Consider the following 26,249-nt stretch of genomic DNA (forward strand, 5'->3'; position numbering starts at 1 on the left):
TCGGGCGAGCGTCTGACCTTCGGCGAGCGTTTCCTCGAGCGTGCCGAGAACTTCGGCCAACTCTGCGTGGGAATGGATCCGCACCTCAGCATCCTGGAGGCCTGGGGCCTGCCAGCGAATGTCGAGGGCGTGGAGGCCTTCAGCAAGATCTGTGTGGAGGCCTTTGCGGACGTCGCCTGTGTAGTCAAGCCCCAGGTGGCTTTCTACGAGCAGTTCGGTTCTGCAGGTCTTGCTGTACTGGAGCAGTCTATCGCCGAGCTGCGTCGCGCTGGCGTGTTAGTGATAGCCGACGCGAAACGCGGCGACATTGGCTCCACCATGGCGGGTTACGCTCGCGCGTGGCTGGATCCGGACTCGCCGCTGAGCAGTGACGCTGTGACGGTCTCCCCGTGGCTGGGCTTCGATTCCCTGCGTCCAGTCATCGAACTGGGTGAACAGCACGGCAAGGGAGTGATCGTGCTGGCGGCAACCTCCAATCCGGAGGCCGTTGAGCTGCAGCGTTCTCTGTTCCATGGCTCCGAGGCAAACCTGGCACAGCACATCGTCGACCGGGTGGCGGAGGAAAACTCTGTCCACGGCGAGGCCGGCAACCTCGGAGTGGTCGTTGGTGCCACGCTAGCCCAACCGCCCCGCCTGGATAGGGTAGGCGGAATGGTGCTGATGCCGGGCGTCGGTGCGCAGGGCGGCACCATGGAGGATGTGCGGCGTATCGCTGGAGGAAAGCAGACAGCGCGCCTGGTATCGCCCAATGTTTCCCGTGGGGTACTCAAGGCAGGGCCAGACGTCGCCGCCCTCCGCGCGGCGGTGGTTGAGCACGCCGCTACCTTGCGCCTCTAGAGGCCATAAGCTGGGTCTTTTGCTGGTTTATCAGCCTAGAGGTGATACACTGATGGGCGTTGTTTCGAGCCTGCCGTTGCGGCGCCCTGTCTGCGCTTATCGCAGTCCACGAGGTCGTGTACAGTAGTCAGGAACATAGGCTCGGTGTGTCAGGTTGGCATATTAGACCGAGACAATTTAATATCCAGCGGTGCTTGGCGTACTCTTTCGGACCCACAGCATGCTGGTTATTGACCAGATAATTTTCATTTTTTTACGAGCATTACATACGGAGGCACCCGTGGCACTTCCCCAGTTGACCGATGAGCAGCGAGCAGAAGCGCTGAAGAAGGCAGCAGAGGCACGTAAGGCACGCGCAGAACTGCGCGAGAAGCTGAAGCGTGGCGGCACCGACCTGAAGCAGGTCCTGAAGGACGCTGAGACCGACGAGACCCTGGGCAAGATGAAGGTCTCTGCTCTGCTGGTTTCCCTGCCGAAGGTTGGCAAGGTTAAGGCCAAGGAGATCATGGAGCAGCTGGAGATCGCGGAGACCCGTCGCATCCGCGGCCTGGGTGACCGTCAGCGTCGCGCTCTGCTGGAGCACTTCGGCTTCGAGGCATAGCTTTGAGCCAGGACCTGAATAGCGGACGGATCGTCGTACTTGCAGGTCCGTCGGCGGTGGGGAAGTCCACCGTCGTGCGTCGGCTACGCAGTGATGTTCCCGATCTGTTCTTCAGTGTGTCTATGACGACTCGCGATCCCCGGCCAGGGGAGGTAGACGGTGAGGACTACATCTACGTCACCCGTGAGCAGTTCGAACAGAACATCGCCGCCGGCAAAATGCTGGAATGGGCGGAAATTCACGGCGGACTGCAGCTCTCTGGCACGCCCCGTCAGCCCATCGAGGACGCTCTAGCGGAATCCCGCCCCGTACTGGTCGAGGTTGACCTGGAGGGCGCCCGCAACGTTAAAAAGCTGCTGCCGGAGGTGCAGACGGTTTTCCTGGCGCCACCATCCTGGGAGGCGCTGGTGGAACGACTGACTGGCCGTGGCACGGAAACCGAGGAAGTTATCCAGCGCCGTCTGCAGACAGCAAAGGTGGAGATGGCTTCGCAGTCGGAGTTCGACCACGTGGTGGTCAACGACGACGTGAACCAGGCCGTCGCCGCCATCAGTAGCCTCCTTAAGCCAGAGAACTAACCCGCATAATCAAACAACCCACCAAAGAAGGTGCATACCGTGGAAAATCAGGACGTGAATGCGAACGAGACCGTATTCGATCCTCCTGTGGGCATCACCAATCCACCCATCGACGAGCTGCTGACGAAGGTTTCCTCCAAGTACGCCTTGGTCATCTTCGCAGCTAAGCGTGCTCGCCAGATCAACGACTACTTCCAGACTGTTGATGAGGGCGTGTTCGAGTTCGTTGGTCCCCTGGTTACTCCGGACGTTCACGAGAAGCCCCTGTCTATCGCCCTGCGCGAGATCAATCGGGATCTGTTGGAACACACCGAGGGTTAAACCAGCTAGGCTGAGTCGTTGTGAACGTTGCATCAGCTGAAGAAAGCACACAGCCGCTCCGCGTCGTTATCGGCGTAGGGGGCGGCATTGCTGCATATAAGGCCGCTCACCTGGTCCGCTACTTCACCGAGCAGGGCCACCAGGTGCGCGTTATTCCCACTCGCTCGGCGCTGAACTTCGTCGGTGCTGCGACCTTTGAGGCTCTATCGGGTCTACCTGTCGCCACCGAGGTTTTTGACGCCGTCGACGAGGTCCAGCACGTACGCCTCGGCCAAGAGGCAGACTTGATCGTCGTAGCGCCCGCCACTGCTGACCTCATGGCGCGTATCGCGCACGGGCGTGCGGATGACCTGCTTACCGCTAGCTGTCTAGTCGCCACATGTCCGGTGGTGCTCGCGCCAGCTATGCACACTGAGATGTGGGAGAATCCCGCCACCGTGGATAACGTCGCCACGCTGCGTCGGCACGGGATCACCGTCCTGGAACCCGCCCATGGCCGCCTGACCGGAACGGATAGCGGTCCAGGAAGGCTGCCAGAGCCAGAGCAGATCGGCCAGCTGGCGCTCACCGTTTTGGGGGATCGTACTGCGTTCAGCCGCGACCTGGAGGGCAAGCGGGTGGTCATCAGCGCCGGTGGCACCCACGAGCCGTTGGATCCGGTGCGTTATCTGGGCAATGCGTCCAGCGGACGCCAGGGCTACGCGCTGGCGGAGGTGGCAGCGCAGCGCGGCGCTCGCGTCACTCTTGTCGCGGGGGTGACGGAGAACCTGCCTACCCCTTGCGGGGCGGAGGTCGTGCGGGTGAAGACCGCCCGCCAAATGCAAGCCGCGGTCATGGAACACGCGCGCACTGCGGATGTAGTTGTCATGGCCGCCGCGGTGGCCGACTATCGCCCTGCAGAGGTCGCTGAGTCGAAGATGAAGAAGGGTTCGGACGCTGACCTGACGACAGTTCATCTGACCGAGAACCCGGACATCCTTGCCGGCGTGGTGGAGGCCCGTAGCCGGGGAGACGTGGCGTCCACAACAAAGATCGTGGGCTTTGCCGCGGAGACAGGTGATGCGGAGAGCACGCCGCTGGATTTCGCCCGCAAGAAACTTGAGAAGAAGGGCTGTGACCTGCTCATGTGCAACGCGGTGGGCGAGGGCAAGGTCTTCGGGCAACCCGATAGCGCGGGGTGGATCTTGCGCCCGGGCGGCGAGGTGATCGAGGTTCCCCAGGGGCCGAAGACGAGGGTCGCTGCCGCCATCTGGAAAGCCGTGTGCGAGACTAACTAGACCGGCTACGTGACAAATACAGACAGCTTGGTCTAGTATGTGTCCATTAACTAAAAACGGCAACCGCCGTCAAGACCACACAAAAGGAAAAATCCACGTGTCTTTGCGCCTATTTAGCAGCGAATCCGTCACCGAAGGGCACCCCGACAAGATCTGCGACGCGATCTCCGACAAGATCCTCGACGCACTTCTAGCCAAGGACCCCGAGGCGCGCGTGGCGGTAGAGACCGTCGTGACCACCGGCCTGGTGCACGTCGTCGGCGAGATCCGCACCACCACCTACGTGGAAATCCCCGCGCTGGTGCGCAAGACGCTGCTGGAGATCGGCTTCAACAGCTCCGACATGGGCTTCGACGGCTCCACCTGTGGTGTCAGCGTGGCCATCGGCGAGCAGTCGCAGGAAATCGCCCAGGGCGTGGATACCGCCCTGGAACACCGCTCCCACGATGCGGAGGGCGGCGCCGAGCTGGACGAGATCGACCGCCTGGGCGCCGGCGACCAAGGCCTGATGTTCGGGTACGCTACCAACGAGACCCCGGAGTACATGCCGCTGCCCATCGCCCTGGCCCACCGCCTGTCGCGGCGCCTCACCGAGGTGCGCAAGAAGGGAATCGTTCCCCACCTGCGCCCCGATGGCAAGACCCAGGTGACCTTCGCCTATGACGCGGAAGGCACCCCGGTGCGCGTGGATACCGTCGTCGTCTCCACCCAGCACGACGGCGGCATCGAGCAAGAGTGGCTGCACGAGCAGATCCGCACCCATGTTGTGCAGTACGTTCTGGACGAGGCGGGACTCAGCGGCAACCTGGCCGACACCGACTACACGCTGCTGGTCAACCCCTCCGGTTCCTTTGTGCTGGGCGGTCCGATGGGGGACGCGGGCCTGACCGGACGCAAGATCATCGTCGACACCTACGGCGGCATGGCTCGCCACGGCGGTGGTGCATTCTCCGGCAAGGATCCGAGCAAGGTCGACCGCTCCGCCGCCTACGCCATGCGCTGGGTAGCCAAGAACATCGTCGCCGCGGGCCTGGCCGACCGCGCCGAGGTGCAGGTCGCTTACGCCATCGGCCGTGCCACCCCGGTTGGCCTGTACGTCGAAACCTTCGGCACGGAAAAGGCCCCGGTGGAGGACATCCAGTCCGCTGTGCTCGAAGTCTTCGACCTACGCCCCGCCGCGATCCTGCGGGAACTCGACCTGAAACGCCCGATCTACGCCCAGACCAGCGCCTACGGCCACTTTGGCCGTACCGACCTGGATCTGCCGTGGGAACGCACCGATCGGGTAGAGGCACTGCAGAAGGCCATCGCAGCGAAATAACGCCCGCCGTGAAAGGGGTATAAAGGCACTGTGGAACAGCCCGTCGCTCGCGTCTTGCCGCTGCTGGGCGTGCCGCACCTCGACCGGCTCTTCGACTACGCCGTCCCCGAGGACATGGACGCCCACGCCCAGCCGGGTGTGCGCGTCCGCGTTCGTTTTTCCGGCCGACTGGTCGACGCCTTCCTCATCGAACGTCGTCGACGCAGTGACCATCCCGGTCAGCTGCGCCCGCTGGAACGCGTGATCAGCCCTATCCGCGTGCTGCCGAAACCACTGTGGGAGCTCGTCAATACTCTGGCCGATCGCTACGCCGGGGTGCGCTCCGACATTCTGCGTTCGGTTGTGCCTTCGCGCCACGCCTCAGCCGAAGCCTCCGGGCTATTCGCGGACGGTGCGGCTTGGGAGGATCTGGGCGCCAAGCTGCAGTCCGTCGAAGAGGCCGCCACGCAGTCCTACACGGCAGCCGAGACCGCCCTTGCCCCCTATACGCACGGAGCAGCGTTTCTATCCGCGCTCGTCGCGGGAAAGCCTGCTCGTTCTTGCCTGTTGACGCCCCCAGGCAGCGACATCCCCACGCTCATCGCGGCCGTGGCAGCCGCCGTGGCCTGGAATACGGACGGCAGTGTGCTGGTGGTAGCGCCCAACCAGCGCCTGGTAGATCGCCTGGTAGCAGGCCTGAAAGAGCATATGAACCCGGCACAGGTGCTGGAGATGACGGCGTCCATAGGCCCGAACGCCCGATACCGCCGCTACCTTTCGGTGCTGGCCGGGCAGGCGCGCGTGGTGGTGGGCACGCGCTCGGCGGCGCTGCTGCCAATGGTGAAACCACGGCTGATGGTGCTGGTGGGGGAGTCCGACGACAACCTGGTGGATCCGCGCGCGCCGTATATCCATGCGCGGGAGGCCCTAGCGCTGCACGCCGAACACTCCGGTTCGGGACTGCTGATTGCCGGGGTGCATCGCTCGGCGGAGGTGCAGCAGTGGGTGGATAGGAAGCTGGTGTACCCGCTGGCGCCGCTGCCGGAGGTACTGCGGGAGGCCATGCCGTGGATCCGCGGGCTGGGGGAGACCGACGGGGCAACCGAGAGGGAGCTGCATGCCCCGGGCGCGCGGATTCCCTCCATGGCATTCGAGGCGATCCGCGAGTGCATGGAGCGCAACGTGCCCGCACTGGTGCAGGTACCCCGGCGGGGATACGCCCCGGCGTTGAGCTGTGCGAAGTGCCGTACCCCGGCGAGGTGCCGGCACTGCAACGGTCCCCTGGAGCTGCCTACAAGTGCCGAGGCCGCGCCGCCGAGGTGCCGGTGGTGTGGGCAGACCGCAGGGCTATTTACCTGCTCCAGCTGCGGTAACCATAGCGTGCGCCTGGCGGTGGTCGGCCACGACAGGACAGTGGAGGAGCTGGGGCGAGCATTCCCCGGCATCCCGATCATCGCCAGCGGCGGCAAGAACGTGGTCGATCAGGTGAGGCTGCGCAAGAGCATAGTCGTTGCCACCCCCGGCGCCGAGCCGACGGTGGACGGCGGGCTGTACGGTTCGGCGGTTCTGGTGGATCCTTGGATCCTGCTTGGAAGGCAAGATCTGCGGGCGGCGGAAACTGCGCTACGCCATTGGATGGAGGCGGCCGCGCTGGTGGCTCCGCGCACCGAAGGCGGAAAGGTCATCTTCGCCGGGGCTGCGAACCTGCCCACGGCCCAGCAGCTCATTCGGTGGGATCCGGTGGGTTCCGCCCGAGCGGAGTTGGCCCACCGCGCCGAAGCAGCCTTCCCGCCGGCCTATAGTGTGGCCGCCATCGACGGCACCGTCGCCTCCATCGAGAACCTGGAGGCCGGATGGGAGCTGCCGGAAGGCGCCGAGACTCTGGGGCCAGTGGAATTGCCCCAGGGAGTACGGCTGCCCGCAGGCATCGATAGCCACGATCCCCAAGCCCGACAGTCCGCACGGCGGCTACTGGTGCGGGTACCGGCCGAGCATCAAGCAGAACTGGGGCAGGCGCTGCGCCGGGCACAGTCCGTGCGCACGATTCACCGCAGCGGTCGCGGTCCCCAGCCGGACGCGTTACGCGTTGTCATGGATCCCGTGCGTATCGGTTAGGGTGGATAACCATGACCGTGCTAAACATGCGCTACTTCGGGGATCCGGTACTTAAGACCGTTGCAGATCCTATGAAACAAGAACAGATCCAGGACGCGAGCACCCGACGGCTCGTGGAAGACATGCTGGAAACCATGGATCACTACGGCGGGGTGGGACTGGCCGCCAACCAGATTGGCATCACCCGCCGTATTTTCGTCTACGACTGTGACGGGGATCGTGGGCACATCATCAACCCCACCTGGGAGGCCGTCGGGGAGGAAACCGAAACCGGGGGCGAAGGCTGCCTTTCCATCCCGGACGTCCACGGGGATGTCACCCGCGCACTGCGCGTGCGCCTGCGCGGCACCACCGTGGATGGGGAAGAAGTCGACCGCGAGGTCACTGACCTGATGGCACGCTGCGTGCAGCACGAAACGGATCACCTGGACGGTGTGCTTTTCATTGAGCACCTGTCCACCGAACAGCGCCGAGAGGCAATGCGCCAGATCCGCGAATCGGAGTGGTTCAAGCAGTGAAAATCGTCTTCGCCGGAACCCCGGAACCCGCTGCCGTAGCCCTCGAGCACCTCATCGCCGACGAGCGCCTCGAGGTGGTCGCGGTGATCACTCAGCCGGACGCCAAGCGTGGCCGTGGCCGCACCCTACACCCGTCCAAGGTCGCGGAGGTCGCGGAGAAGGCCGCCATCCCGACGTACAAATGGCCCAGCCTGAAGGGCGGAACTGAGTCCGGCGATGAGGCTGGGGCAGTGCTGTCCGAACTGGCCGCGGACGGGGTGCGCGCCTGCGCCGTCGTCGCCTACGGCAACCTGATCCCCGCCGACATCCTGGACGTTTTTGCACACGGCTGGGTCAACCTTCACTATTCACTGCTACCCCGGTGGCGCGGTGCCGCCCCGGTACAGGCCGCCCTGGCAGCGGGCGACGAGACCACCGGCGCTTCCATCTTCCGCATCGAGCAAGGCCTGGATACGGGCCCGGTCGCGGCACAGCTCACCCAGCCCATCGCCGTGGAGGACACCGCCGACGACCTGCTGGCTAGCCTGACGTATTCCGGCCGCGAGCTGCTGGCCGATACCCTCGTCGCCATGGAGGCGGGCACGGTCGAACTGACCCCGCAGGACGAGGCAGAAGCCACCCACGCGCCGAAAATCCACTCCGCCGATGCGCAGATCGATTGGTCCCAGCCCGCCGAGGTCATCCAGCGGGTTGCCCGCGCGCACACCCCAGCTCCGGGCGCGTGGACCCTCTTGGACGGCCAGCGCTTCAAGATTGGAATGCTGTTGCCAGCCGACCCGAACGAGGTCACTGGATTGGGCGCTGGGGAAATGTGGGCGTCAACAAAAAAGGTATTCGTCGGCACCGGGACCGACGCGCTAGAGATCACCCGCATCCAACCTCCGGGCAAGAAGATGATGGAGGCCGCGGCGTGGGCACGTGGCCAACAAGAGCTGCTGGCCGGGAAGCCCGTGTTTAGCGCGCGGCACGAGACCGCACGGGAAAGCAACTAGGGAAAGTACGCAAGGATCATGGCAGGTTTTAGGTCTCGTTCCGAGTCGGCGCGCAGCGGCAACACACAGAAGGACAAGCCATCGCGCGCTACGGGCTACCAGCAACGTCGCCCCGCGCATAAGCAGCGCAAGAGCCGCTCCCAGGGATCGGGCGACAAGGTCCGGGACGTCGTCTTTGGGGTGCTGCGCGCGGTGACCGTCGACGATGCTTTCGGCAATCTTGCGCTGCCGAAGGCGCTGCGGGAAGCCGGAATCAAGGGTCGTGACGCCGCATTTGCGACCGAGCTGACCTATGGCACGCTGCGGGCACGTGGGCTGCTGGACGCGATCATCGCGGACGCGGCCGGGCGCGAGGTGCAGAAGATCGACTCGGTCGCTCTGGATGCTCTGCGCCTGGGCGCCTACCAGATCCTGCGCACGCGCGTGGAGAACCACGCCGCCGTGAATACCTCGGTGGAGCTGGTGAAGGCCTTTGGCGCGGGCCAGGCCTCTGGATTTGTCAACGGCGTGCTGCGCGCGCTGACGCGCAAGAAGCCAGAGCAGTGGGTCGAGCGCGTGGCTCCAGGAGATTCCCTGGGCGCCCTGGCCCTACGCAACGCGCACCCGGAATGGATCGCGGAGGTGTTCGCGGACGCGCTGGGCGTGGACCCGACGACGGACTCCGGTCGTGCGGAGCTGGAGCGCGCCCTGGCCGCCGACGATGCGCGCCCAATTGTGCACCTGGCCGCCCGCCCAGGACAGATCAGCGGCGAAGAGCTAGCACTGATCACCGGCGGCACGGAGGGCAAGTACTCTCCCTATGCCGTCTACCTGGACGACGGAGCACCTGGGGAAATCGCCCCGGTTCGCGAAGGCATGGCCAGCGTGCAAGACGAAGGCTCCCAGCTAATCGGCCTTGCCACCACCCGCGTGCCCGTGGCCGCTGACCTGCCTGCGCGCTGGCTGGACCTATGCGCAGGCCCGGGCGGAAAGACCGCCTTTATCGCATCGGTCGCCCTGTCGGAGCAGGCTAAGGTCGACGCGATCGAGATCGCCGAGCACCGCGCCAAGCTCATCCAGCAGACCGTCCGCGACCTGCCTGTTAACGTGCACGTGGGCGATGGACGCAAGCTGGAGGCCATCCGGGACCTCGACGCCCCGGAGCAGGGCTTCGCACGCGTGCTTGTCGATGCGCCCTGTTCCGGTTTAGGCGCCCTCCGCCGCCGCCCCGAAGCCCGGTGGAACAAGGACCCCAAGGACATCGCCCCGCTGGTTACCCTGCAGCGCGAACTGCTGACCTCCGCCCTGGCTGCAACCGCGCCCGGCGGCGTGGTGATCTACTCCACCTGCTCGCCACATCCGCAGGAGACTAGCGAGGTTGTCCGCTCCATCGCCGCCCGCACGGGTGCGGAGATCCTGGACGTCACCGAGTTTCTGCCCGAACTGGCCGATACCAACACCGACCGCACAGCGCCTTTCGTGCAGCTGTGGCCCCATATCCACGGCACGGACGCCATGTTCTTCGCCGCTCTGCGACCTGCCGCCAACTAACTTCACCAGAAAACTCTTCATAGAAAGGCCACAGGCTATGTCCAATCTCCGCACCCCGCTGATCGCCCCGTCTATCCTTGCCGCCGACTTCGCCAACCTGGCCAGCGATGTCGCCCGCGTGCCCAACGCGGACTGGCTGCACATCGACGTGATGGACAACCATTTCGTCCCCAACCTCTCCTTCGGTCTGCCTGTGGCGAAGTCCCTGCTGTCGCACACGGATAAGCACCTGGACGTGCACCTGATGATCGAGAACCCGGAGAAGTGGGCAGAAGACTACGCCGACGATTTCCAGTCCGTGACCTTCCACCTGGAGGCCGTTGCGGATGTGGATGCGGCGATCGCGCTGGCCGATAAGCTGCGTGGCCACGGGACGATGGCAGGCATTTCTATCAAACCCAACACCCCGGTGGAGCCGTTGCTGGATCACCTGGATAAGTTCGACCTCGTGCTGGTCATGAGTGTGGAGCCCGGGTTTGGTGGCCAGAAGTTCATGCCTGAGGTCCTGGACAAGGTCCGCGCCCTGCGCAGCCGCATCGATGCCGACGGCCTGGAAACCCTCATCGAGATTGACGGCGGCATTGGGGCAGAGACCGCAGCCGAGTCCGCCGCCGCGGGCGTGGACGTTTTCGTTGCCGGTTCCAGCGTGTTCGGCAAGGACGACCCCGCCGCTGCGGTGGAGGCTATTCGCGCCAGCGCGTCGTAGCCCGATGGATCTTTCGCTTTTTCATGACGCCCACCGCCTTGGCTGGCAGGCGGCCCAGCTAGCCAGCCCGAATCCGCCGGTCGGCGCCGTCATTGAGGATCCCGCCGGGGCAGTGGTCGGCCGCGGCTACACGCAGCGCCTCGGTGGGGCGCACGCCGAGGTGATGGCACTGCAGCAGGCCGGGGATCGCGCACGCGGTGGGCGCGCGATTGTCACCCTGGAACCCTGCAATCACACCGGCCGCACTGGACCGTGCGCCGAGGCCCTCATCCGCGCCGGCATCCGGAGGGTGGACTTCCTCTTCGCCGACCCGAACCCCGTGGCCGAGGGCGGGGCTTCTACGCTCCGGACGGCTGGCGTGGAGGTCATCGGCCCCTACTTACCGCATCCCACCGGTCACAGCGTGCAGCTACCAGCGTGGACAGAGATGTACAGCGTGGAACCGTGGCTGATTTCAATGGCCGAGCAGCGCCCGCACGTCGCGCTAAAGATCGCCTCGACCGTCGACGGACGAGTGGCGGCGGTGGACAAGACCAGCCAGTGGATCACCGGAGAGGAAGCGCGGATTGCCGCGCACCGGGATAGGACCCGCCGTGATGCGATCTTGGTCGGCACCGGAACGATCGCCGCCGATAATCCGCGGCTCACCGCCCGCGACGGAAACGGGGAACCCTTCGCCGAGGAGCTGCAGCCCCTGCGGGTCGTCATGGGTATCAGCGAGGTCCCCGCCGATGCGCGGGTGTTCTCCGCCCCCGGCGAGGGGCTGCATCTGCAGACCCGCGATGTACACGAGGTACTGGACGAGTTGTGGAAGCGGGACGTGCGGACGCTGCTGGTCGAAGGTGGCTCCCGGGTGGCAGCGGCCTTTGTTGGCGCCGGCGTGGTGGACGAGGTGCAGTACTACGCGGCCCCTGCGGTGTTGGGAGCGGGGGTGGCGTCCATAAGAAACAGCGACGACAGCTTGGGCCAAACTATCGGCGACATTCGGCGCTTCGTACCGCGTGAGCTGGAGGTTTTCGGTCCTGATGTGCGCTGGGCGATGACGGCACCGCAGCGCACCCCCTAAAGCTTGAGTTAACCCACAGTGGGCTAATGTGTATGTAATCACATACATAAAAGCTAAGGAGCGCGCATGTTCACCGGAATCATTGAAGAGGTCGGGCGCATCGCTGCGATCGAGGTGGCAGGGGACTCGCTGCGGATGCGCTTCACAGCACCGGCAGTACTGGGGGACGCCAAGCGCGGCGATTCCATCGCTATCAACGGCGTGTGCCTCACCGTCGCAGAACTGAGCGGGGGAGACCACCCAACGGAATTCACCGCCGACGTTATGCAGGTGACGCTCGACTACAGCGCGCTGGGAAAGGTCCGCGCAGGCGACCGCGTGAACGTGGAACGCGCCATGGCCAGCGGTCAGCGCTTCGGCGGCCACATCGTGCAAGGACACGTCGACGGCACGGCCGAACTGATAGAACGCCGCCCCTCGGAGCACTGGGAGGTATTCCGCTTCCAACTCAACGATCCGCAGCTTGCACGCTACGTGGCCAAGAAGGGTTCGGTGGCTATCAACGGAACGTCGCTAACGGTCGCGGAGGTCGCAGACACCACAGATCGTGCAGGTGAATCGGGTTCCGGCAACTGGTTCGAGGTATCCCTCATTCCAACGACCCTGGCCGATACTATGCTGGGCGACCTGCACCCGGGATCTCAAGTGAACGTGGAGTGCGACGTGCTGGCGAAGTACGTCGAAAGGCTCGCTCAGTTCGGCGAGCAGAATTAAAGCGAGAGGCTAAGCACCGATGAGCACAAGCGATACACACAACATCCAGCTGGACTCCGTCGAGCGCGCCATCTCCGACATCGCCGCCGGCAAGGCGGTGGTCGTGGTCGACGACGAGAACCGCGAAAACGAAGGCGACCTGATCTTTGCCGCAGAGAAGGCCACCCCGGAACTGATGGCCTTCATGGTGCGCCACAGCTCCGGGTACGTGTGCGTGGGCATGGATAGTGCCGACTGCGACCGCCTGGGGCTGCCGCCCATGGTCGCCCGCAACGAGGACGTCCGCGGTACCGCCTACACCGTTACGGTCGACGCCGCAGAGGGCGTGGATACCGGCATCAGCGCCACCGACCGCGCCCGTACGGTGCGCTTGCTGGCCGATCCTTCCTCTACCGCCGCAACCTTCAACCGCCCCGGCCACGTGGTTCCTCTGCGTGCCAAGCGCGGGGGAGTACTGGTGCGCCAAGGCCACACCGAGGCCGCCGTAGATCTAGCCCGCGCGGCCAACCTGGCGCCCGCCGGCGCGTTGTGCGAGATCGTCTCCGAGGAAGACCCGACGGCTATGGCCCGCCTGCCGGAGCTGCGCCGCTTCGCGGACAAACACGACCTGGCACTGATCAGCATCGAACAGCTGATGCATTGGCGCCGCCACCACACCCAGACCCTGGAACGCGCGGTGGAGACCCGACTGCCGACCGTCCACGGAGATTTCCGCGCGATCGGCTACGTCAACATCATCGACGGCACGGAGCACGTCGCGCTGGTCAAGGGCGATGTCTCGGTCGCTGAGGCCGGTGATACCCCGGTTCCGGTGCGCGTGCACTCGGAGTGCCTCACCGGCGACGTGTTCGGATCCCGCCGCTGCGACTGCGGCGATCAGCTGTCCGCGGCCCTGGACTACATCGAGGCCCAGGGGCGGGGCGTGCTGATCTACCTGCGAGGGCACGAGGGTCGCGGCATTGGTCTGCTGCCGAAGCTACGCGCCTATGTGCTGCAGGACGAAGGCCTGGATACGGTGGACGCCAACCTCGAACAAGGCCTGCCCGTGGACGCCCGCGAATACAGCGCCGCTGCACAGATCCTCAAGGATCTGCAGGTGAAATCCGTCGCGCTGATCTCGAACAACCCGGATAAGATCCACGACCTGGCCAGCCACGGGGTGGACGTCACCAAGCGCATCCCCGTGGAGCTCAACGCCAACGAGGACAACGTGGTCTACCTGCGCACCAAGCGCGACCGAATGGGCCACCAGCTGGATTCCCTGGACTAACCCAAACACCCCGACCGATCCCGTACCCCCTGGAAGAAGGAGCCGCACCCCCATGGCAAACACCGGAGTAGCTGATGTCGAACTCAAGGCAGGCTCGGCCGCAGGCTTGAGCGTTGCGGTGATCAGCGCATCCTGGAACGCGGACATCACCGACGCTCTGCACGCCCGCTCTATCGAGACGGCCAAGCAGGCCGGCGCCCAGGTAGCGCAGTGGCGGGTCGCCGGAGCCCTGGAGCTGCCGGTCGCTGTCGCCGCGGCATGTAAACGTTTTGACGCCGTCGTGGCGAACGGCTGTGTGATTCAGGGCGAAACCGAGCATTTCCGCGTGGTCTGCGATGCCGTGACCTACGGGCTGACACGCGCGGGAATGGATTCGGGCACGCCCGTCGGCAACGGCGTGTTGACGGTCGACAACCACGCCCAGGCGGTGGACCGTGCCGGCGGCGTCAATGCCAAAGAAGATAAGGGGCACGATGCGGCGGTCGCGGCGATCCACACCGCACTCGTGCTACGACAGATCGAGCGGGGCGTTTAGGGCTGCCCCGTGTCAACAGAGTAGGGTTGGGTGGCGTGAGCGATAAGGATGAATGGGAGCTGGAGGTTTCCTCGCCCTTCTTAAAGAAGCTGGCGTGGATCCTGGTCGTACTGGTCATGGCCGTGCACATCTTCATGGCCATCGTCGTCGCGGTGGGAGATACCGGAGTGACGGTGTCAAGCGCCGACCGGTGGGGCTTCATCGGCATCGGCCTGGTGTTCTCCTTCGTCGCCCTGTCCCTGCTCCGCCCCCACGTCAAGGTCAACAGCCAGGGCGTGGAGGTGCGCAACATCGTCAACGGGCAGTTCTACCCGTGGGAAATTATCCACGGCCTGTCCTTTCCCCAGGAGGCCAAATGGGCGCGCCTGGAGCTGCCCGACTTTGAGTTTGTGCCGATGATGGCACTGAACATCTACGACAAGCAGCTGATCGCCCAGCGCGTAGAGGACTTCCGCCAGCTGGAGGATCGCTACATGCCTTTCGATGAGTAGCGTTTCCTACCGTCCAGAACCGGGAAGCATCCCCACCGACCCTGGGGTCTACACGTTTCGGGACGCCACCGAGCGCGTCATCTACGTAGGCAAAGCCAAGAACCTACGCGCGCGCCTGTCTAATTACTTCCAGGATCTGGATCAACTGCATCCGCGCACCCGCGCGATGGTGCAATCCGCCAACCACGTCCAGTGGACGGTTGTTTCCAGCGAGTTGGAAGCGCTGAACCTGGAATACACCTGGATCAAGCGCTTTAACCCCCGGTTCAACGTCATGTACCGGGACGATAAGACTTACCCCATGCTGGCCATCAGCGTGAAGGAGGAGATCCCGCGCGCGTTCATGTACCGCGGTCCCCGGCGCAAGGGCGTGCGCTACTTCGGGCCGTACCCCAAGGCGTGGGCGATCCGCGAAACCCTCGAGTCGCTGACACGGGTGTTTCCGATCAGAACGTGTACGGCTGGGGTGTATAGGCGTCACGAAGCATTGGGAAGACCCTGCCTGCTCGGCTACATCGACAGGTGCAGTGCGCCGTGCGTAGGAAAAATCACCCCCGCCAACCACCGCGCACTGGTCGATCAGTTTTCCAGCTTCATGGCGGGCAACACAGAGCCCGTGCTGCGCCGCGTGCGCAAAGAAATGGAGCAGGCCAGCGAGGACCTGGACTTTGAGCGCGCCGCCGCGCTGCGCGACCAACTTCAGGCCATGCAGAAATCCATGGAGAGGCAGGCGGTCGTCTTTTCGGACAAGACCGATGCGGACCTGATCGCGTTCGTCGCCGACGAGCTGGAGGCTGCGGTGCAGATCTTCCACGTCCGTGGCGGGCGCATCCACGGTCAGCGCGGGTGGGTAGTCGAGCGCGAGGATCTGAGCGAGGAACGCCTGGTCGCCGACTTCATCACCCAGTTCTACGGCGAGACCGCCGAGCTGGCAAAGGCGACGGAGACGCAGGTGGGTGGCGCATCGGGCCCGGAAGTGGATCGGGAGCTCGCCCGCGCGATGAACCCGGCCGCCACACAGGATCTCGGCGACCTGGTGGGGGACGTGCAGGTAACGCCCGTGCCCCGCGAGATCCTGGTGCATACGCTGCCGGAGGAGTCCACCGACCTGGCGGAGTGGCTGACAAGCCTGCGCGGATCCAACGTGCAGATCCGCGTGCCCCAGCGGGGCGATAAGAAGGCGCTGATGACCACCGCGGAGACCAATGCCACACAGGCACTGGCCCAACACAAGCTGAAGCGGGCAGGCGACATCACGGCACGTTCGGCAGCCCTGAAGGAACTGCAGGAGGCGCTGTGGATGGACGAATCTCCGCTGCGCATCGAGTGCACTGATATCTCCCATATCCAGGGCACCGACGTGGTGGCCAGCCTGGTGGTTTTTGAGGATGGACTGCCGAAGAAGTCAGACTACCGGCGGTACAAGATCCGCGAGGCCGCCGGCGACGGGCATTCCGACGACGTCGCCTCCATTGCGGAGGTCGTGCGGCGGCGCTTCAAGCGTTACCAGCAGGACAAGTCCGCGGTGCCCGCGGGTGACGACGGGGGAGACCTATTAGAGGGCGAAGCGGAGCTAGAGAGCGCTGGCGGTGCTGGTAGCAGCGGCAGCGATGGCAGCACGGGCAGTGCCCCAGAGAAGCGCAGGTTCGCCTACCCACCGCAGCTGTTCATCGTCGACGGCGGTCTGCCGCAGGTCAACGCTGCGCAAGAGGTTCTGGATGAGTTGGGTGTGACGGATGTGACCCTCATTGGCATCGCTAAGCGCCTGGAGGAAATCTGGGTTCCCGGCGAGGAATACCCCATCATCGTGCCCCGCAACTCGCCCGCGCTCTACCTGGTGCAAAACCTGCGCGACGAGGCACACCGCTTCGCCATCACCTTCCACCGTCAGCAGCGCAGCGCCCGGATGCGCCGCAGCAAGCTGGACGACGTTCCGGGGTTGGGGCCAAAGAGGCGCCAGCAGTTGGTCAAGCAGTTCGGCTCCGTGGCCAAGGTCAAGCAGGCCAGCGTGGACGACATCGCCGCATTACCGGGCTTTGGGCAGAAGTTGGCGCAACTCATTCACGACGCCCTCAATGCTGGGTAGGATCGGGGAGTATGAGCGCATCAATGCAGCAAGAGCCCAGTTTGATCCTGATCACGGGCATGTCTGGGGCAGGTCGGCGAGCCACCGCCGCGGCCCTGGAGGAGCTCGGGTGGTACGTCGCCGATAACCTCCCGCCGGAGCTTATCGTGCGCATGGTGGAGCTCAGCTTCTCCGAGGATTCCCCGATCGAGAAGCTGGCCATCGTCACCGACGTGCGCTCCCGCGACTTCGCCGGCAATCTGACCAGTGTGCTGCACGACCTACACACAGGCGGTCGGCGCCCCACGGTGCTGTACCTGGATGCCACCGACGAAGCACTGATCGCCCGCTTCGACGCGGTTCGGCGCACCCACCCGCTACAACAGGAGGGCACGCTGCAGGACGGCATCGACCGGGAGCGAGAAATGCTGGCCAGCATCCGCGAACGCGCCGACATAGTGTTGGACACGACGAACCGCAGCATCCACGACCTGCGCCGGGAGCTGGAAAAGTTCTTCGCCGCCGCCGACCACTCCAGCGTGCGCATTAACCTGCAGAGCTTCGGATTCAAGCACGGCCCGCCCAAGGACATTGACATGTTGTTGGATGCACGCTTTTTGCCGAACCCTTACTGGGATCCGGAGTTGCGTCCTTTTAGAGGTATTGACGCCCCCGTCTCCGACTTTGTCCTATCTCAACCCGGTGCCGAGGAGTTTCTGGAGCATGTCCTGGGGCTGATCCACTCGGTTCTGCCGGGATACCGCAAGGAAGGTAAGTTCTTCGTCTCCGTCGCCGTCGGTTGCACGGGTGGCCACCACCGCAGCGTAGCGATCGTCGAAGAGCTTTCGCGCCGCCTGGCCGAAGGCGGGGTGCTGGTGAACCTTTCCCACCGAGACCTCGAGCGTTAGAGAGGGCGCGAGATACACCATGACTACTACTGATTCTTCTGGCTACTCTGTGCCTGATACCTCTGTGCCTGATACCTCCGAGCCCGCTAAGCCGATTCCACGCGTCGCCTGCCTTGGCGGCGGGCATGGGCTGTTCAACACGCTGCGTTCCGCGCGCATCATTTCCGACTACGTCTCCGCGATCGTCACCGTGGCCGACGATGGTGGCTCCTCGGGCCGCATCCGTCGCGAGCTCGGCTCCCTGCCTCCGGGCGACCTGCGCATGGCACTGGCAGCCCTGACCCGAGACTCCGAGCGCGGTCGCATGTGGGAGGAAGTCCTCCAGCACCGCTTCGGCGGTTCCGGCGCGCTGAAGGGGCACGCCCTGGGCAACTTCCTAATCACCGGATTGGCGCAGGTCATGGGCAGCGAAATGGCCGCCCTGGACGAGATCGGCCGCCTGCTGGGCATTCAGGGGCGCGTCATCCCCATGAGCAACGAACCCCTCGACCTGGAGGCCGAGGTGCTGGGGCTGGAAGAAGACCCCCGGGAAGTCGTCGCCGTGCGCGGACAGGTTGCCGTGGCCTCCACGCTAGGCGAGGTGCGCCGGGTCAAGCTGTACCCCGAATCACCTGCGGCTTCCCAGGAGGCCGTCGATGCCATCCTCGACGCCGACCTCGTATCCATGGGTCCGGGATCCTGGTTCTCCAGCGTGATCCCACACCTGTTGGTGCCGGGGATTGTGGACGCCCTGAACCGCACGGAGGCCGTCAAAGCGCTGGTGCTGAATCTGGTGCCGGAGCCGGGGGAGACCGCCGGCATGTCGCTGGAACACCACATCCACATGGTGCGGCAGCACTGCCCAAGCCTGCAGATTGACGTTGTCATCGTCGATCTGTCAACGATGCCAGTGGCCAGCACGAGGCGTCATATAGATAGAGCCGCAGCAGCATTGGGCGCCAAAGTGATCTACCGTGACGTACGGGAGGACGACAACCGCGGGCGGTGGACCGACCGCCACAAGCCGGAGAAGCTGGCAGCGGTGCTGCAGGAGATCTCCGGAGGAGTGCGAAACCTCCCGGAAAGGTAAACACCCAATCCAGCTATAATTGCTTGTTTTAGTACAGGAAAACAGAGGAAAGGACAGCCCGTGGCACTGACGGCCGATGTGAAGGCGGAGCTCAACAGGGTGCTGGTGACCCGCCACGACGTGATGACCGCGGAGGTCGCCAGCCTGCTGCGCTACACGGCGGCCCTTCACCTGGTGGGTAAGAAGATCGTGGTGGAGTCCGAAGTCGACTCAGCCGACACTGCCCGACGCCTGACCGACATGGTCGAGCAGCTGTACAAGATCGAGCCCGAGCATCAGATCATCGGCGCGGGAAACCTGCGCCGCAGCCCACGGCACGTGCTGCGCTGGACTGAGGGTGGCATGGAGCTGGCGCGCCGCACCGAACTCATCGACCGGGTCGGTCGACCAGTTCGCGGGCTGCCGCGCTTCATTATCGGCGGCACCGTAGATCAGTGCGTGGCCGCGTGGCGGGGGGCTTTTTTGGCTCATGGCTATGTGACTGACCCGGGACGTTCGTCCGCGCTGGAAGTGCAGACCCCGTCCAACGAAGCGGCTCTGGCGCTGGTCGGTGCCGCGCGTCGCATCGACGTGACGGCCAAGACCAAGGAAGCCAGGGGAGTGCACCGCGTGGTTATCCGCGACGGGGATTCCATCGGCAGGCTGTTGCTGCTCATGGGGGCGCAGGAAACCCGCGAGGTGTGGGAAAAGCAACGCCGTACCCGGGAGAACCGGGCCAAGGCTAACCGCCTGGCCAACTTCGACGATGCGAACCTGCGGCGCAGCGCTCGTGCCGCCGTTGCCGCCGCCGCGCGCGTGGAGCGCGCCCTGGAGATCCTCGATAACGACGTTCCCCAGCACCTGGCCCAGGCTGGGCAGATGCGTGTGGAGCACAAGGAGGCCTCCCTGGAGGAGCTCGGGCGCCTCGCAGACCCGCCGATGACCAAGGACGCGGTTGCCGGGCGCATCCGCAGGCTGCTGTCTATGGCGGACAAGCGGGCAGAGGAACTGGGGCTGCCGGACACGCATTCTGCCGTGACATCGGAGCTGTTCAACGACGTTGACTGAGGTTGATTGACGCCGACAGTTACCCCCGGCATGCAGGGCATTCGGAATCGCTGCAAAGCCTGTGGGGCGCAGGTACTCTCGAAAGTGTCGGCGTGAGGGTCGAGGCTTAGGTTGTTTTCGAGCCACCGACCTTGGCGTCTAGATCGAGGAAAATATAGACGCACTTTTTAGGAGATCAACTGTGACTATCCGTGTTGGCATCAACGGCTTCGGCCGCATCGGCCGCAACTTCTTCCGCGCAATCCGTTCCCAGGGTGCGGACATCGAGGTCGTCGGCATCAACGATCTGACCGATAACAAGACCCTGTCTGTGCTGCTGAAGAACGACTCCGTGATGGGTCGCCTGGATGCCGAGGTCGAGTACGACGAGGAGTCCATCACCGTCGACGGCAAGCGCATCGCCGTGTCTGCTGAGCGCGAGCCGAAGAACCTGAAGTGGGGCGAGCTGGGCGCGGACATCGTTATCGAGTCCACCGGCTTTTTCACCGACGCTGAGGCTGCAAAGGCTCACATCGAGGCCGGCGCCAAGAAGGTCATCATTTCCGCTCCGGCGAAGAACGAAGATGCAACCTTCGTCGTCGGTGTTAACCACACCGAGTACGACCCGGAGAACCACCACATCATCTCCAACGCATCCTGCACCACCAACTGCCTGGCTCCGCTGGCCAAGACGCTGGACGAGGAGTTCGGCATCGTTAAGGGCCTGATGACCACCGTTCACGCCTACACCGGCGACCAGCGCCTGCACGACGCTCCGCACAAGGACCTGCGCCGCGCCCGCGCCGCAGCCGTCAACCTGGTTCCGACCTCCACCGGCGCTGCGAAGGCCGTCTCCCTGGTTCTGCCGCAGCTGAAGGGCAAGCTGGATGGCTACGCAGTCCGCGTTCCGGTCATCACTGGCTCCCTGACCGACCTGACTTTCGAAGCTGAGAAGCCGGTCACCGTCGAGGCCGTCAACGCTGCCCTGAAGAAGGCTGCAGAGAACGAGCTGAAGGGCATCGCCAAGTACTCCGACGACGCTCCGCTGGTTTCCACCGACATCGTCGGCGACCCGCACTCCTCCATCTTCGACTCCGGTCTGACCAAGGTCATCGACAACCAGGTGAAGGTCGTTTCCTGGTACGACAACGAGTGGGGCTACTCCTGCCGCCTGGTTGACCTGGCTACCTACGTGGGCGAGCGCCTCTAACTAGCCATTTTCCTTCACAAGGACTGACGGGTTCGGCTCCGAGCGCCGCACGTGTAGCGCGTCGCGGGTTTCGAGAAGCCGACCCGTTTTCTCTTTTTCTCTCTACATCCCTAATTACCATCTCTATAAAGGAGCTCCCCATGGCCATCAAGACCGTTCAAGACCTGATCAACGAGGGTGTACAGGGTCGCCACGTCCTGGTTCGCGCGGACCTGAACGTCCCCCTGTCCAACGGTGACATCACCGACCCGGGCCGCATCGACGCCTCTGTGCCGACCCTCAAGTCGCTGCTCGAGGCTGGCGCCCGCGTGGTCGTGTCCGCCCACCTGGGCCGCCCGAAGGGCGAGTTCAAGGAGGAGTTCTCCCTGGCACCGGTCGCCGAAGCTCTGGCCGAGCGCCTGGACCAGTGGGTACCCCTGGCCACCGACGTCACCGGCGAGGATGCCCACGAGCGTGCCAACGGTCTGGACGACGGCGATATCCTGCTGCTGGAAAACGTCCGCTTCGACGCCCGCGAGACCTCCAAGGACGAAGCCGAGCGCGCTGAGTTCGCCGCCGAGCTGGCAGCCCTCACCGGCGACAACGGCGCCTTCGTCTCCGACGGATTCGGCGTGGTCCACCGCAAGCAGGCCTCTGTTTACGACGTAGCCAAGAAGCTCCCGCACTACGCCGGTGGCTTGGTGGAGGCAGAGCTGAACGTTCTGCGCAAGGTCTCGGAGAACCCGGAGAACCCCTACGCCGTCGTCCTGGGTGGCTCGAAGGTCTCTGACAAGCTGGGCGTCATCGAGGCCCTGGCTCCGCGCGTAGACAACCTGATCATCGGCGGCGGCATGTGCTTCACCTTCCTCGCCGCTCAAGGCTACGAGGTCGGGGGCTCCCTGCTGCAGGAAGACATGATCGACACCTGCAAGGATCTGCTGGAGCGCTTCGGCGACGTCATCGCCCTGCCCAGCGACGTCGTGGTCGCAGAGCGCTTCGACAAGGACGCTGACCACCGCACCGTCGACCTGAAGTCCATCCCGGCCGGCTGGATGGGCCTGGACATCGGACCGGAGTCCGTCAATGCCTTCGCCGACATCCTGTCCCAGTCCAAAACCGTTTTCTGGAACGGCCCGATGGGCGTATTCGAGTTCCCTGCGTTCGCTGAGGGTACGCGCGGTGTTGCTCAGGCAATTATTGACGCCACCGCGAACGGTGCTTTCTCGGTCGTCGGCGGCGGCGACTCGGCTGCAGCGGTCCGCACCCTGGGTCTGGCGGAGGAGGGCTTCTCCCACATCTCAACGGGTGGTGGCGCCTCCCTGGAGTTCCTGGAGGGCAAGGAGCTGCCCGGCGTTTCCGTCCTGGAGAGCTAGAAGAGACCACAAGCTGGTAACACACTAGACACTAGCCACACTAGGCACTAGAAGGAAGGCATTCATACAATGACTGCACGCAAGCCGCTGATCGCCGGCAACTGGAAGATGAACCTGAACCATTTTGAGGCCATCCAGGTGGTCCAGAAGTTCGTCTTCGCTCTGCCGAAGGAGTACTACGAGGCCGTAGACGTGGCCTTCATCCCTCCGTTCACCGACATCCGCTCCGTCCAGACCCTGGTCGACGGAGACAAGCTGGCCATTACCTACGGTGGCCAGGACGTATCCCAGCACGCCTCCGGCGCCTACACCGGCGAGGTTTCCGGCGCGATGCTGAAGAAGCTGGGTTGCACCTGGGCCATCGTTGGCCACTCGGAGCGCCGCCAGTACCACGGCGAAACCGACGAGGTCGTGGCCGCCAAGGCACGCGCCGCACTGGATAACGAGCTGCAGCCGATCGTGTGCGTGGGTGAGCAATTGGATGTCCGCGAAAAGGGCGAGCACGTCGAGTTCGTCAAGGCGCAGACCAAGGCCTCCCTGGCGGGTCTGTCCGCCGAAGACCTGGCCAAGACCGTCATCGCCTACGAGCCGGTCTGGGCCATCGGCACCGGCAAGGTCGCCTCTGCCGAGGACGCCCAGGAGGTCTGCCACGCCATCCGCGAGCTCGTCGCAGAGCTGGCGGGCGAGGAGGTTGCCGGTGGCATCCGCATCCTCTACGGCGGTTCCGTGAAGACCGATTCCGTCGGAGAGCTGGTCAGCCAGCCTGATGTCGACGGTGGTCTGGTCGGCGGGGCGTCACTAGACGGCGAAGACTTCGCTCGTCTGGCTGCCGCAGCGGCTAAGGCAACCTCTTAAGCGCGCGACGATGAGCAAGGACACGATCCGCGGCACGGCCATTCCCGTCGCTCCCGAAGAAATTGCCCACCCAGAGATCAGCCCGACGGTGCGGGACGATACCCGCTACCTCGGGCGCATCCTGGGCGAGGTGATTAGGGAGCAAGAGGGCGAGTACACTTTCAACCTGATTGAAAACACCCGCAGTGCGGCATTCGACCTGCGCTATGGCGAGATGCAGATCGAACAGTTGGCGGAACAGTTCAATACGCTGCCAACGGGCAAGGCGCTGCCAGTCATCCGCGCGTTCTCGCACTTCGCGTTGATGGCGAACTTGGCCGAGGATCTGTACGTCGAGCGCGTGCGGGACCTCGAAGAGGACCGCGGCAACACCGCGCCGCGCTCCACGCTGGCCTACACCTGGCAAGAACTGCACAACCATGCGGTGCCGGGGGAGAAGGTCGCCGAGACCATGGCGAACGCCCTGGTAGCACCAGTGTTGACGGCACACCCGACGGAAACCCGCCGCCGGACCGTGTTCGACGTGCAAACCGACATCATGAAGATGATGCGTCGGCGCGCACGCGTGCTCAAAGAACTTAAACTTAACCCGCAATCGGTCCGTTCGGCGCGCCAGCTGGACGAGATCGAGCTGGTGATCCGTCGTCGGATGACGCTGCTGTGGCAGACCTCCCTGATCCGCAGTGTGCGCCCGCGTATCGAAGACGAGATCAAAGTGGGTCTGCGCTACTACGGCATCAGCCTGCTCAGCGAAATCCCCGCGATCAACCGCCGTCTCAACGAGCACATGAAGCAGCAGTACGGCGACAGCGTGCCACGCACGGCGATCGTGCGCCCCGGTTCGTGGATCGGCGGCGACCACGACGGCAACCCGTACGTGACGGCGGAGACCGTCACCAATGCCACGACGTCGGCGGCGCGCACCATCTTTGACCATTATCAGAAGACCATCTACGCCCTGGAACACGAGCTCAGCCTGTCCTCGCGGTTCATCGACACCACCGATGCGCTAGAACAACTGGCTGACCGGGGCCGCAACGACGTGCCCTCCCGCGTGGACGAGCCTTTCCGCCGCGCCCTGCACGGTATGCGCGGTCGTGTGGCGGCAACGGCCAAACACACCCTGGGCGAGCCAGTGGTCTCCGGTGGCGTGCACAAGGGCCACGAACCGTACTCCGGCCCGGAGGAACTGCTGGCGGACATTGATACGGTCGATCAAGCGCTACGCCACTCCATGGACGACCTGCTGGCCGACCACACACTGGCGGACCTGCGGGAGGCCGTAGAAACCTTTGGCTTCCACTTGTACTCCCTGGACCTGCGCCAGAACTCCGAGAGCTACGAGAATGTGCTGACGGAGGTTTTTGCCCGCGCCGGTGTAACCACCAACTACGCGGAGCTGGACGAGGAGGCCAAGGTCGCGGTGCTGCTGCAGGAACTAGCCAGCCCCCGGCCGCTGTCCGATCCGGAGGCCGAGTGGTCCGAGGAGACCACCCGGGAGCTCGGCATTTTCCGCGCCGCTGCGCAGGCCGCAAAGAAGTTCGGAGCCAGCGTGGTTCCGCACTGCATCATCTCCATGGCTTCCTCCGTGTCCGATGTCATCGAGCCGATGATTCTGCTCAAGGAGGTCGGGCTGATCCGCGCCAACGGCGAGCACCCAACTGGCACGGTAGACATCATTCCGCTGTTCGAGACGATCGACGACCTCGCCGGGGGAGCGGACATCATGCGCCAGCTCTGGCAGCTGCCGTTGTACCGCAACTACGTCGCCGGTCGGGGCGATATCCAGGAGATTATGTTGGGGTATTCCGACTCCAACAAGGACGGCGGCTACTTCGCTGCTAACTGGGCGCTCTACGACGCGGAGTTGGCGTTGGTGCAGGCCTCGCGCGAAGCCGGACTGTTCCTGCGCCTCTTCCATGGTCGCGGTGGCACTGTTGGTCGCGGTGGCGGTCCTTCTTATGACGCGATCCTGGCGCAGCCCGAGGGCGCAGTACAGGGTGCGGTGCGCGTCACCGAGCAGGGCGAGATCATCTCCGCCAAGTACGGAGATCCCGCGAACGCCGCCCGCAACTTGGAAGCACTCGTGGCCGCCACGTTGGAGGCCAGCCTGCTGCCCGTCGACGACCTCGACAACCCGGAGGAAGCCTTCGCGACCATGCGCCAGATCGCAGAGGAATCGCGCACGGCCTACTCCGCGCTGATGCACGAGGATCCGGGTTTCATCGAATACTTCACCACCTCCACGCCGCTGGCCGAGATTGGCAGCCTCAACATCGGCTCCCGCCCCTCCTCGCGCAAGCAGACCACCGCCGTGTCGGATCTGCGCGCCATCCCGTGGGTGCTGAGCTGGTCGCAGTCGCGCGTGATGCTGCCCGGTTGGTTCGGCGTGGGCAGCGCCCTGAAGCGCTGGATCGACAACGGTACCTCTGTGTCTGGTGACGCCACCTCGCGCCTCAACTACCTACGGGAACTGCACGGGCGCTGGCCGTTCTTCGCCTCGGTGCTTTCTAATATGGCTCAGGTGATGTCAAAGGCCGACCTGTCCATCGCGCAGCTGTACTCCGAGCTGGTGGGCGACACTGAGGCGGCGGAGCGCATCTTCGGCGTGATCGTGGAGGAGTACAAGCTGACGGTAGAGATGTTCCTGCAGATCACGGAGCGGGAAACTCTGCTGGCGGATAACCCGGAGCTGGTTAGCTCTGTGCGCAACCGCTTCCCGTACCTGGTGCCGCTGAACCTGCTGCAGGTGGAGTTGTTGCGTCGCTACCGCGCTGGCGATGATTCCGACAGCGTCCGTTCGGGAATCCAGCTGACGATGAACGGCTTGGCGACTGCACTGCGTAACTCGGGGTAGCTGCGCGTGGCGGGTTGTCACGCACGCCTGCCAGCGGGTAGATTCGTGATGTTAAC

At 64.4% G+C, this 26,249-nt stretch carries 24 protein-coding genes; all 24 read left to right on the forward strand.

Annotated elements, in window-relative coordinates:
• The first annotated feature begins 12 nt into the window (after window positions 1–12).
• The 24 genes from pyrF (at window position 13) to ppc (ending at window position 26,193) form a co-directional block, all read left to right on the forward strand.
• Window positions 13–837 carry an orotidine-5'-phosphate decarboxylase gene (gene pyrF, locus CRD15_RS08820; protein ID WP_051894015.1) on the forward strand — a complete coding sequence of 275 codons (825 nt, stop codon included), beginning with the start codon at window positions 13–15 and terminating at the stop codon, window positions 835–837.
• A gap of 280 nt (window positions 838–1,117) precedes the next feature.
• Window positions 1,118–1,438 (forward strand): integration host factor, actinobacterial type, encoded by a 321-nt coding sequence (mihF, locus tag CRD15_RS08825; protein WP_034968069.1) that lies wholly within the window; start codon window positions 1,118–1,120, stop codon window positions 1,436–1,438.
• A 2-nt stretch (window positions 1,439–1,440) separates the two neighbouring features.
• Window positions 1,441–2,016, forward strand: coding sequence for a guanylate kinase (gmk, locus tag CRD15_RS08830; RefSeq protein ID WP_034976472.1), 576 nt, complete (start codon window positions 1,441–1,443; stop codon window positions 2,014–2,016).
• 39 nt (window positions 2,017–2,055) lie between these two features.
• Window positions 2,056–2,337 (forward strand): DNA-directed RNA polymerase subunit omega, encoded by a 282-nt coding sequence (rpoZ, locus tag CRD15_RS08835; protein WP_034968060.1) that lies wholly within the window; start codon window positions 2,056–2,058, stop codon window positions 2,335–2,337.
• A gap of 20 nt (window positions 2,338–2,357) precedes the next feature.
• Window positions 2,358–3,614: a bifunctional phosphopantothenoylcysteine decarboxylase/phosphopantothenate--cysteine ligase CoaBC gene (gene coaBC / locus CRD15_RS08840; protein ID WP_187402369.1), complete on the forward strand. Its 1,257-nt coding sequence runs from the start codon at window positions 2,358–2,360 to the stop codon at window positions 3,612–3,614.
• 97 nt (window positions 3,615–3,711) lie between these two features.
• Window positions 3,712–4,935, forward strand: a complete 1,224-nt coding sequence (gene metK / locus CRD15_RS08845) for a methionine adenosyltransferase (RefSeq protein WP_187402370.1) — start codon at window positions 3,712–3,714, stop codon at window positions 4,933–4,935.
• Window positions 4,936–4,965: 30 nt separating this feature from the next.
• Window positions 4,966–7,029, forward strand: coding sequence for a primosomal protein N' (locus CRD15_RS08850; protein WP_034968050.1), 2,064 nt, complete (start codon window positions 4,966–4,968; stop codon window positions 7,027–7,029).
• Window positions 7,030–7,040: 11 nt separating this feature from the next.
• Window positions 7,041–7,547 (forward strand): peptide deformylase, encoded by a 507-nt coding sequence (def, locus tag CRD15_RS08855; RefSeq protein WP_034981977.1) that lies wholly within the window; start codon window positions 7,041–7,043, stop codon window positions 7,545–7,547.
• Window positions 7,544–8,539 carry a methionyl-tRNA formyltransferase gene (gene fmt / locus CRD15_RS08860; RefSeq protein WP_034968039.1) on the forward strand — a complete coding sequence of 332 codons (996 nt, stop codon included), beginning with the start codon at window positions 7,544–7,546 and terminating at the stop codon, window positions 8,537–8,539. The genes def and fmt overlap by 4 nt, the downstream gene beginning before the upstream one ends.
• 18 nt (window positions 8,540–8,557) lie before the next feature.
• Entirely contained in the window at window positions 8,558–10,069 is a 1,512-nt protein-coding gene (locus CRD15_RS08865; protein ID WP_034968035.1) for an RsmB/NOP family class I SAM-dependent RNA methyltransferase, read from the forward strand.
• Between the two features lie 37 nt (window positions 10,070–10,106).
• Window positions 10,107–10,775, forward strand: coding sequence for a ribulose-phosphate 3-epimerase (gene rpe, locus CRD15_RS08870; protein WP_034968031.1), 669 nt, complete (start codon window positions 10,107–10,109; stop codon window positions 10,773–10,775).
• Window positions 10,776–10,779: 4 nt separating this feature from the next.
• Window positions 10,780–11,841, forward strand: coding sequence for a bifunctional diaminohydroxyphosphoribosylaminopyrimidine deaminase/5-amino-6-(5-phosphoribosylamino)uracil reductase RibD (ribD, locus tag CRD15_RS08875; protein WP_034968028.1), 1,062 nt, complete (start codon window positions 10,780–10,782; stop codon window positions 11,839–11,841).
• A gap of 66 nt (window positions 11,842–11,907) precedes the next feature.
• Window positions 11,908–12,555 carry a riboflavin synthase gene (locus CRD15_RS08880; RefSeq protein ID WP_034968023.1) on the forward strand — a complete coding sequence of 216 codons (648 nt, stop codon included), beginning with the start codon at window positions 11,908–11,910 and terminating at the stop codon, window positions 12,553–12,555.
• A 19-nt stretch (window positions 12,556–12,574) separates the two neighbouring features.
• Window positions 12,575–13,825, forward strand: coding sequence for a bifunctional 3,4-dihydroxy-2-butanone-4-phosphate synthase/GTP cyclohydrolase II (locus CRD15_RS08885; RefSeq protein ID WP_034968018.1), 1,251 nt, complete (start codon window positions 12,575–12,577; stop codon window positions 13,823–13,825).
• 52 nt (window positions 13,826–13,877) lie between these two features.
• On the forward strand, window positions 13,878–14,360 hold the full coding sequence (gene ribH / locus CRD15_RS08890) for a 6,7-dimethyl-8-ribityllumazine synthase (protein WP_034968014.1): 483 nt from the start codon (window positions 13,878–13,880) through the stop codon (window positions 14,358–14,360).
• Window positions 14,361–14,395: 35 nt separating this feature from the next.
• Entirely contained in the window at window positions 14,396–14,851 is a 456-nt protein-coding gene (locus CRD15_RS08895) for a PH domain-containing protein (protein ID WP_034968010.1), read from the forward strand.
• A complete protein-coding gene (gene uvrC, locus CRD15_RS08900) occupies window positions 14,844–16,937 on the forward strand; it encodes an excinuclease ABC subunit UvrC (protein ID WP_187402371.1) in 2,094 nt (697 codons plus the stop codon). Before CRD15_RS08895 ends, uvrC begins: the two co-directional genes overlap by 8 nt.
• Window positions 16,938–16,948: 11 nt before the next feature.
• Window positions 16,949–17,824 carry an RNase adapter RapZ gene (gene rapZ, locus CRD15_RS08905; RefSeq protein WP_034968004.1) on the forward strand — a complete coding sequence of 292 codons (876 nt, stop codon included), beginning with the start codon at window positions 16,949–16,951 and terminating at the stop codon, window positions 17,822–17,824.
• A gap of 19 nt (window positions 17,825–17,843) precedes the next feature.
• The gene (gene yvcK, locus CRD15_RS08910; RefSeq protein ID WP_051892219.1) at window positions 17,844–18,893 is read left to right on the forward strand and encodes a uridine diphosphate-N-acetylglucosamine-binding protein YvcK; all 1,050 of its coding nucleotides are present in this window, start codon (window positions 17,844–17,846) and stop codon (window positions 18,891–18,893) included.
• A gap of 60 nt (window positions 18,894–18,953) precedes the next feature.
• Window positions 18,954–19,940 (forward strand): DNA-binding protein WhiA, encoded by a 987-nt coding sequence (whiA, locus tag CRD15_RS08915; RefSeq protein ID WP_034968001.1) that lies wholly within the window; start codon window positions 18,954–18,956, stop codon window positions 19,938–19,940.
• Window positions 19,941–20,121: 181 nt separating this feature from the next.
• Window positions 20,122–21,129, forward strand: coding sequence for a type I glyceraldehyde-3-phosphate dehydrogenase (gene gap / locus CRD15_RS08920; RefSeq protein WP_034967997.1), 1,008 nt, complete (start codon window positions 20,122–20,124; stop codon window positions 21,127–21,129).
• Between the two features lie 140 nt (window positions 21,130–21,269).
• Window positions 21,270–22,481, forward strand: coding sequence for a phosphoglycerate kinase (pgk, locus tag CRD15_RS08925; RefSeq protein ID WP_034967992.1), 1,212 nt, complete (start codon window positions 21,270–21,272; stop codon window positions 22,479–22,481).
• A 69-nt stretch (window positions 22,482–22,550) separates the two neighbouring features.
• On the forward strand, window positions 22,551–23,336 hold the full coding sequence (gene tpiA / locus CRD15_RS08930) for a triose-phosphate isomerase (protein WP_034974415.1): 786 nt from the start codon (window positions 22,551–22,553) through the stop codon (window positions 23,334–23,336).
• A 76-nt stretch (window positions 23,337–23,412) separates the two neighbouring features.
• Window positions 23,413–26,193 carry a phosphoenolpyruvate carboxylase gene (ppc, locus tag CRD15_RS08935; RefSeq protein ID WP_187402419.1) on the forward strand — a complete coding sequence of 927 codons (2,781 nt, stop codon included), beginning with the start codon at window positions 23,413–23,415 and terminating at the stop codon, window positions 26,191–26,193.
• Window positions 26,194–26,249: the final 56 nt, after the last annotated feature.

This window comes from Corynebacterium sp. LK28 (genome assembly GCF_014335105.1).
Lineage (GTDB): Bacteria > Actinomycetota > Actinomycetes > Mycobacteriales > Mycobacteriaceae > Corynebacterium > Corynebacterium macclintockiae.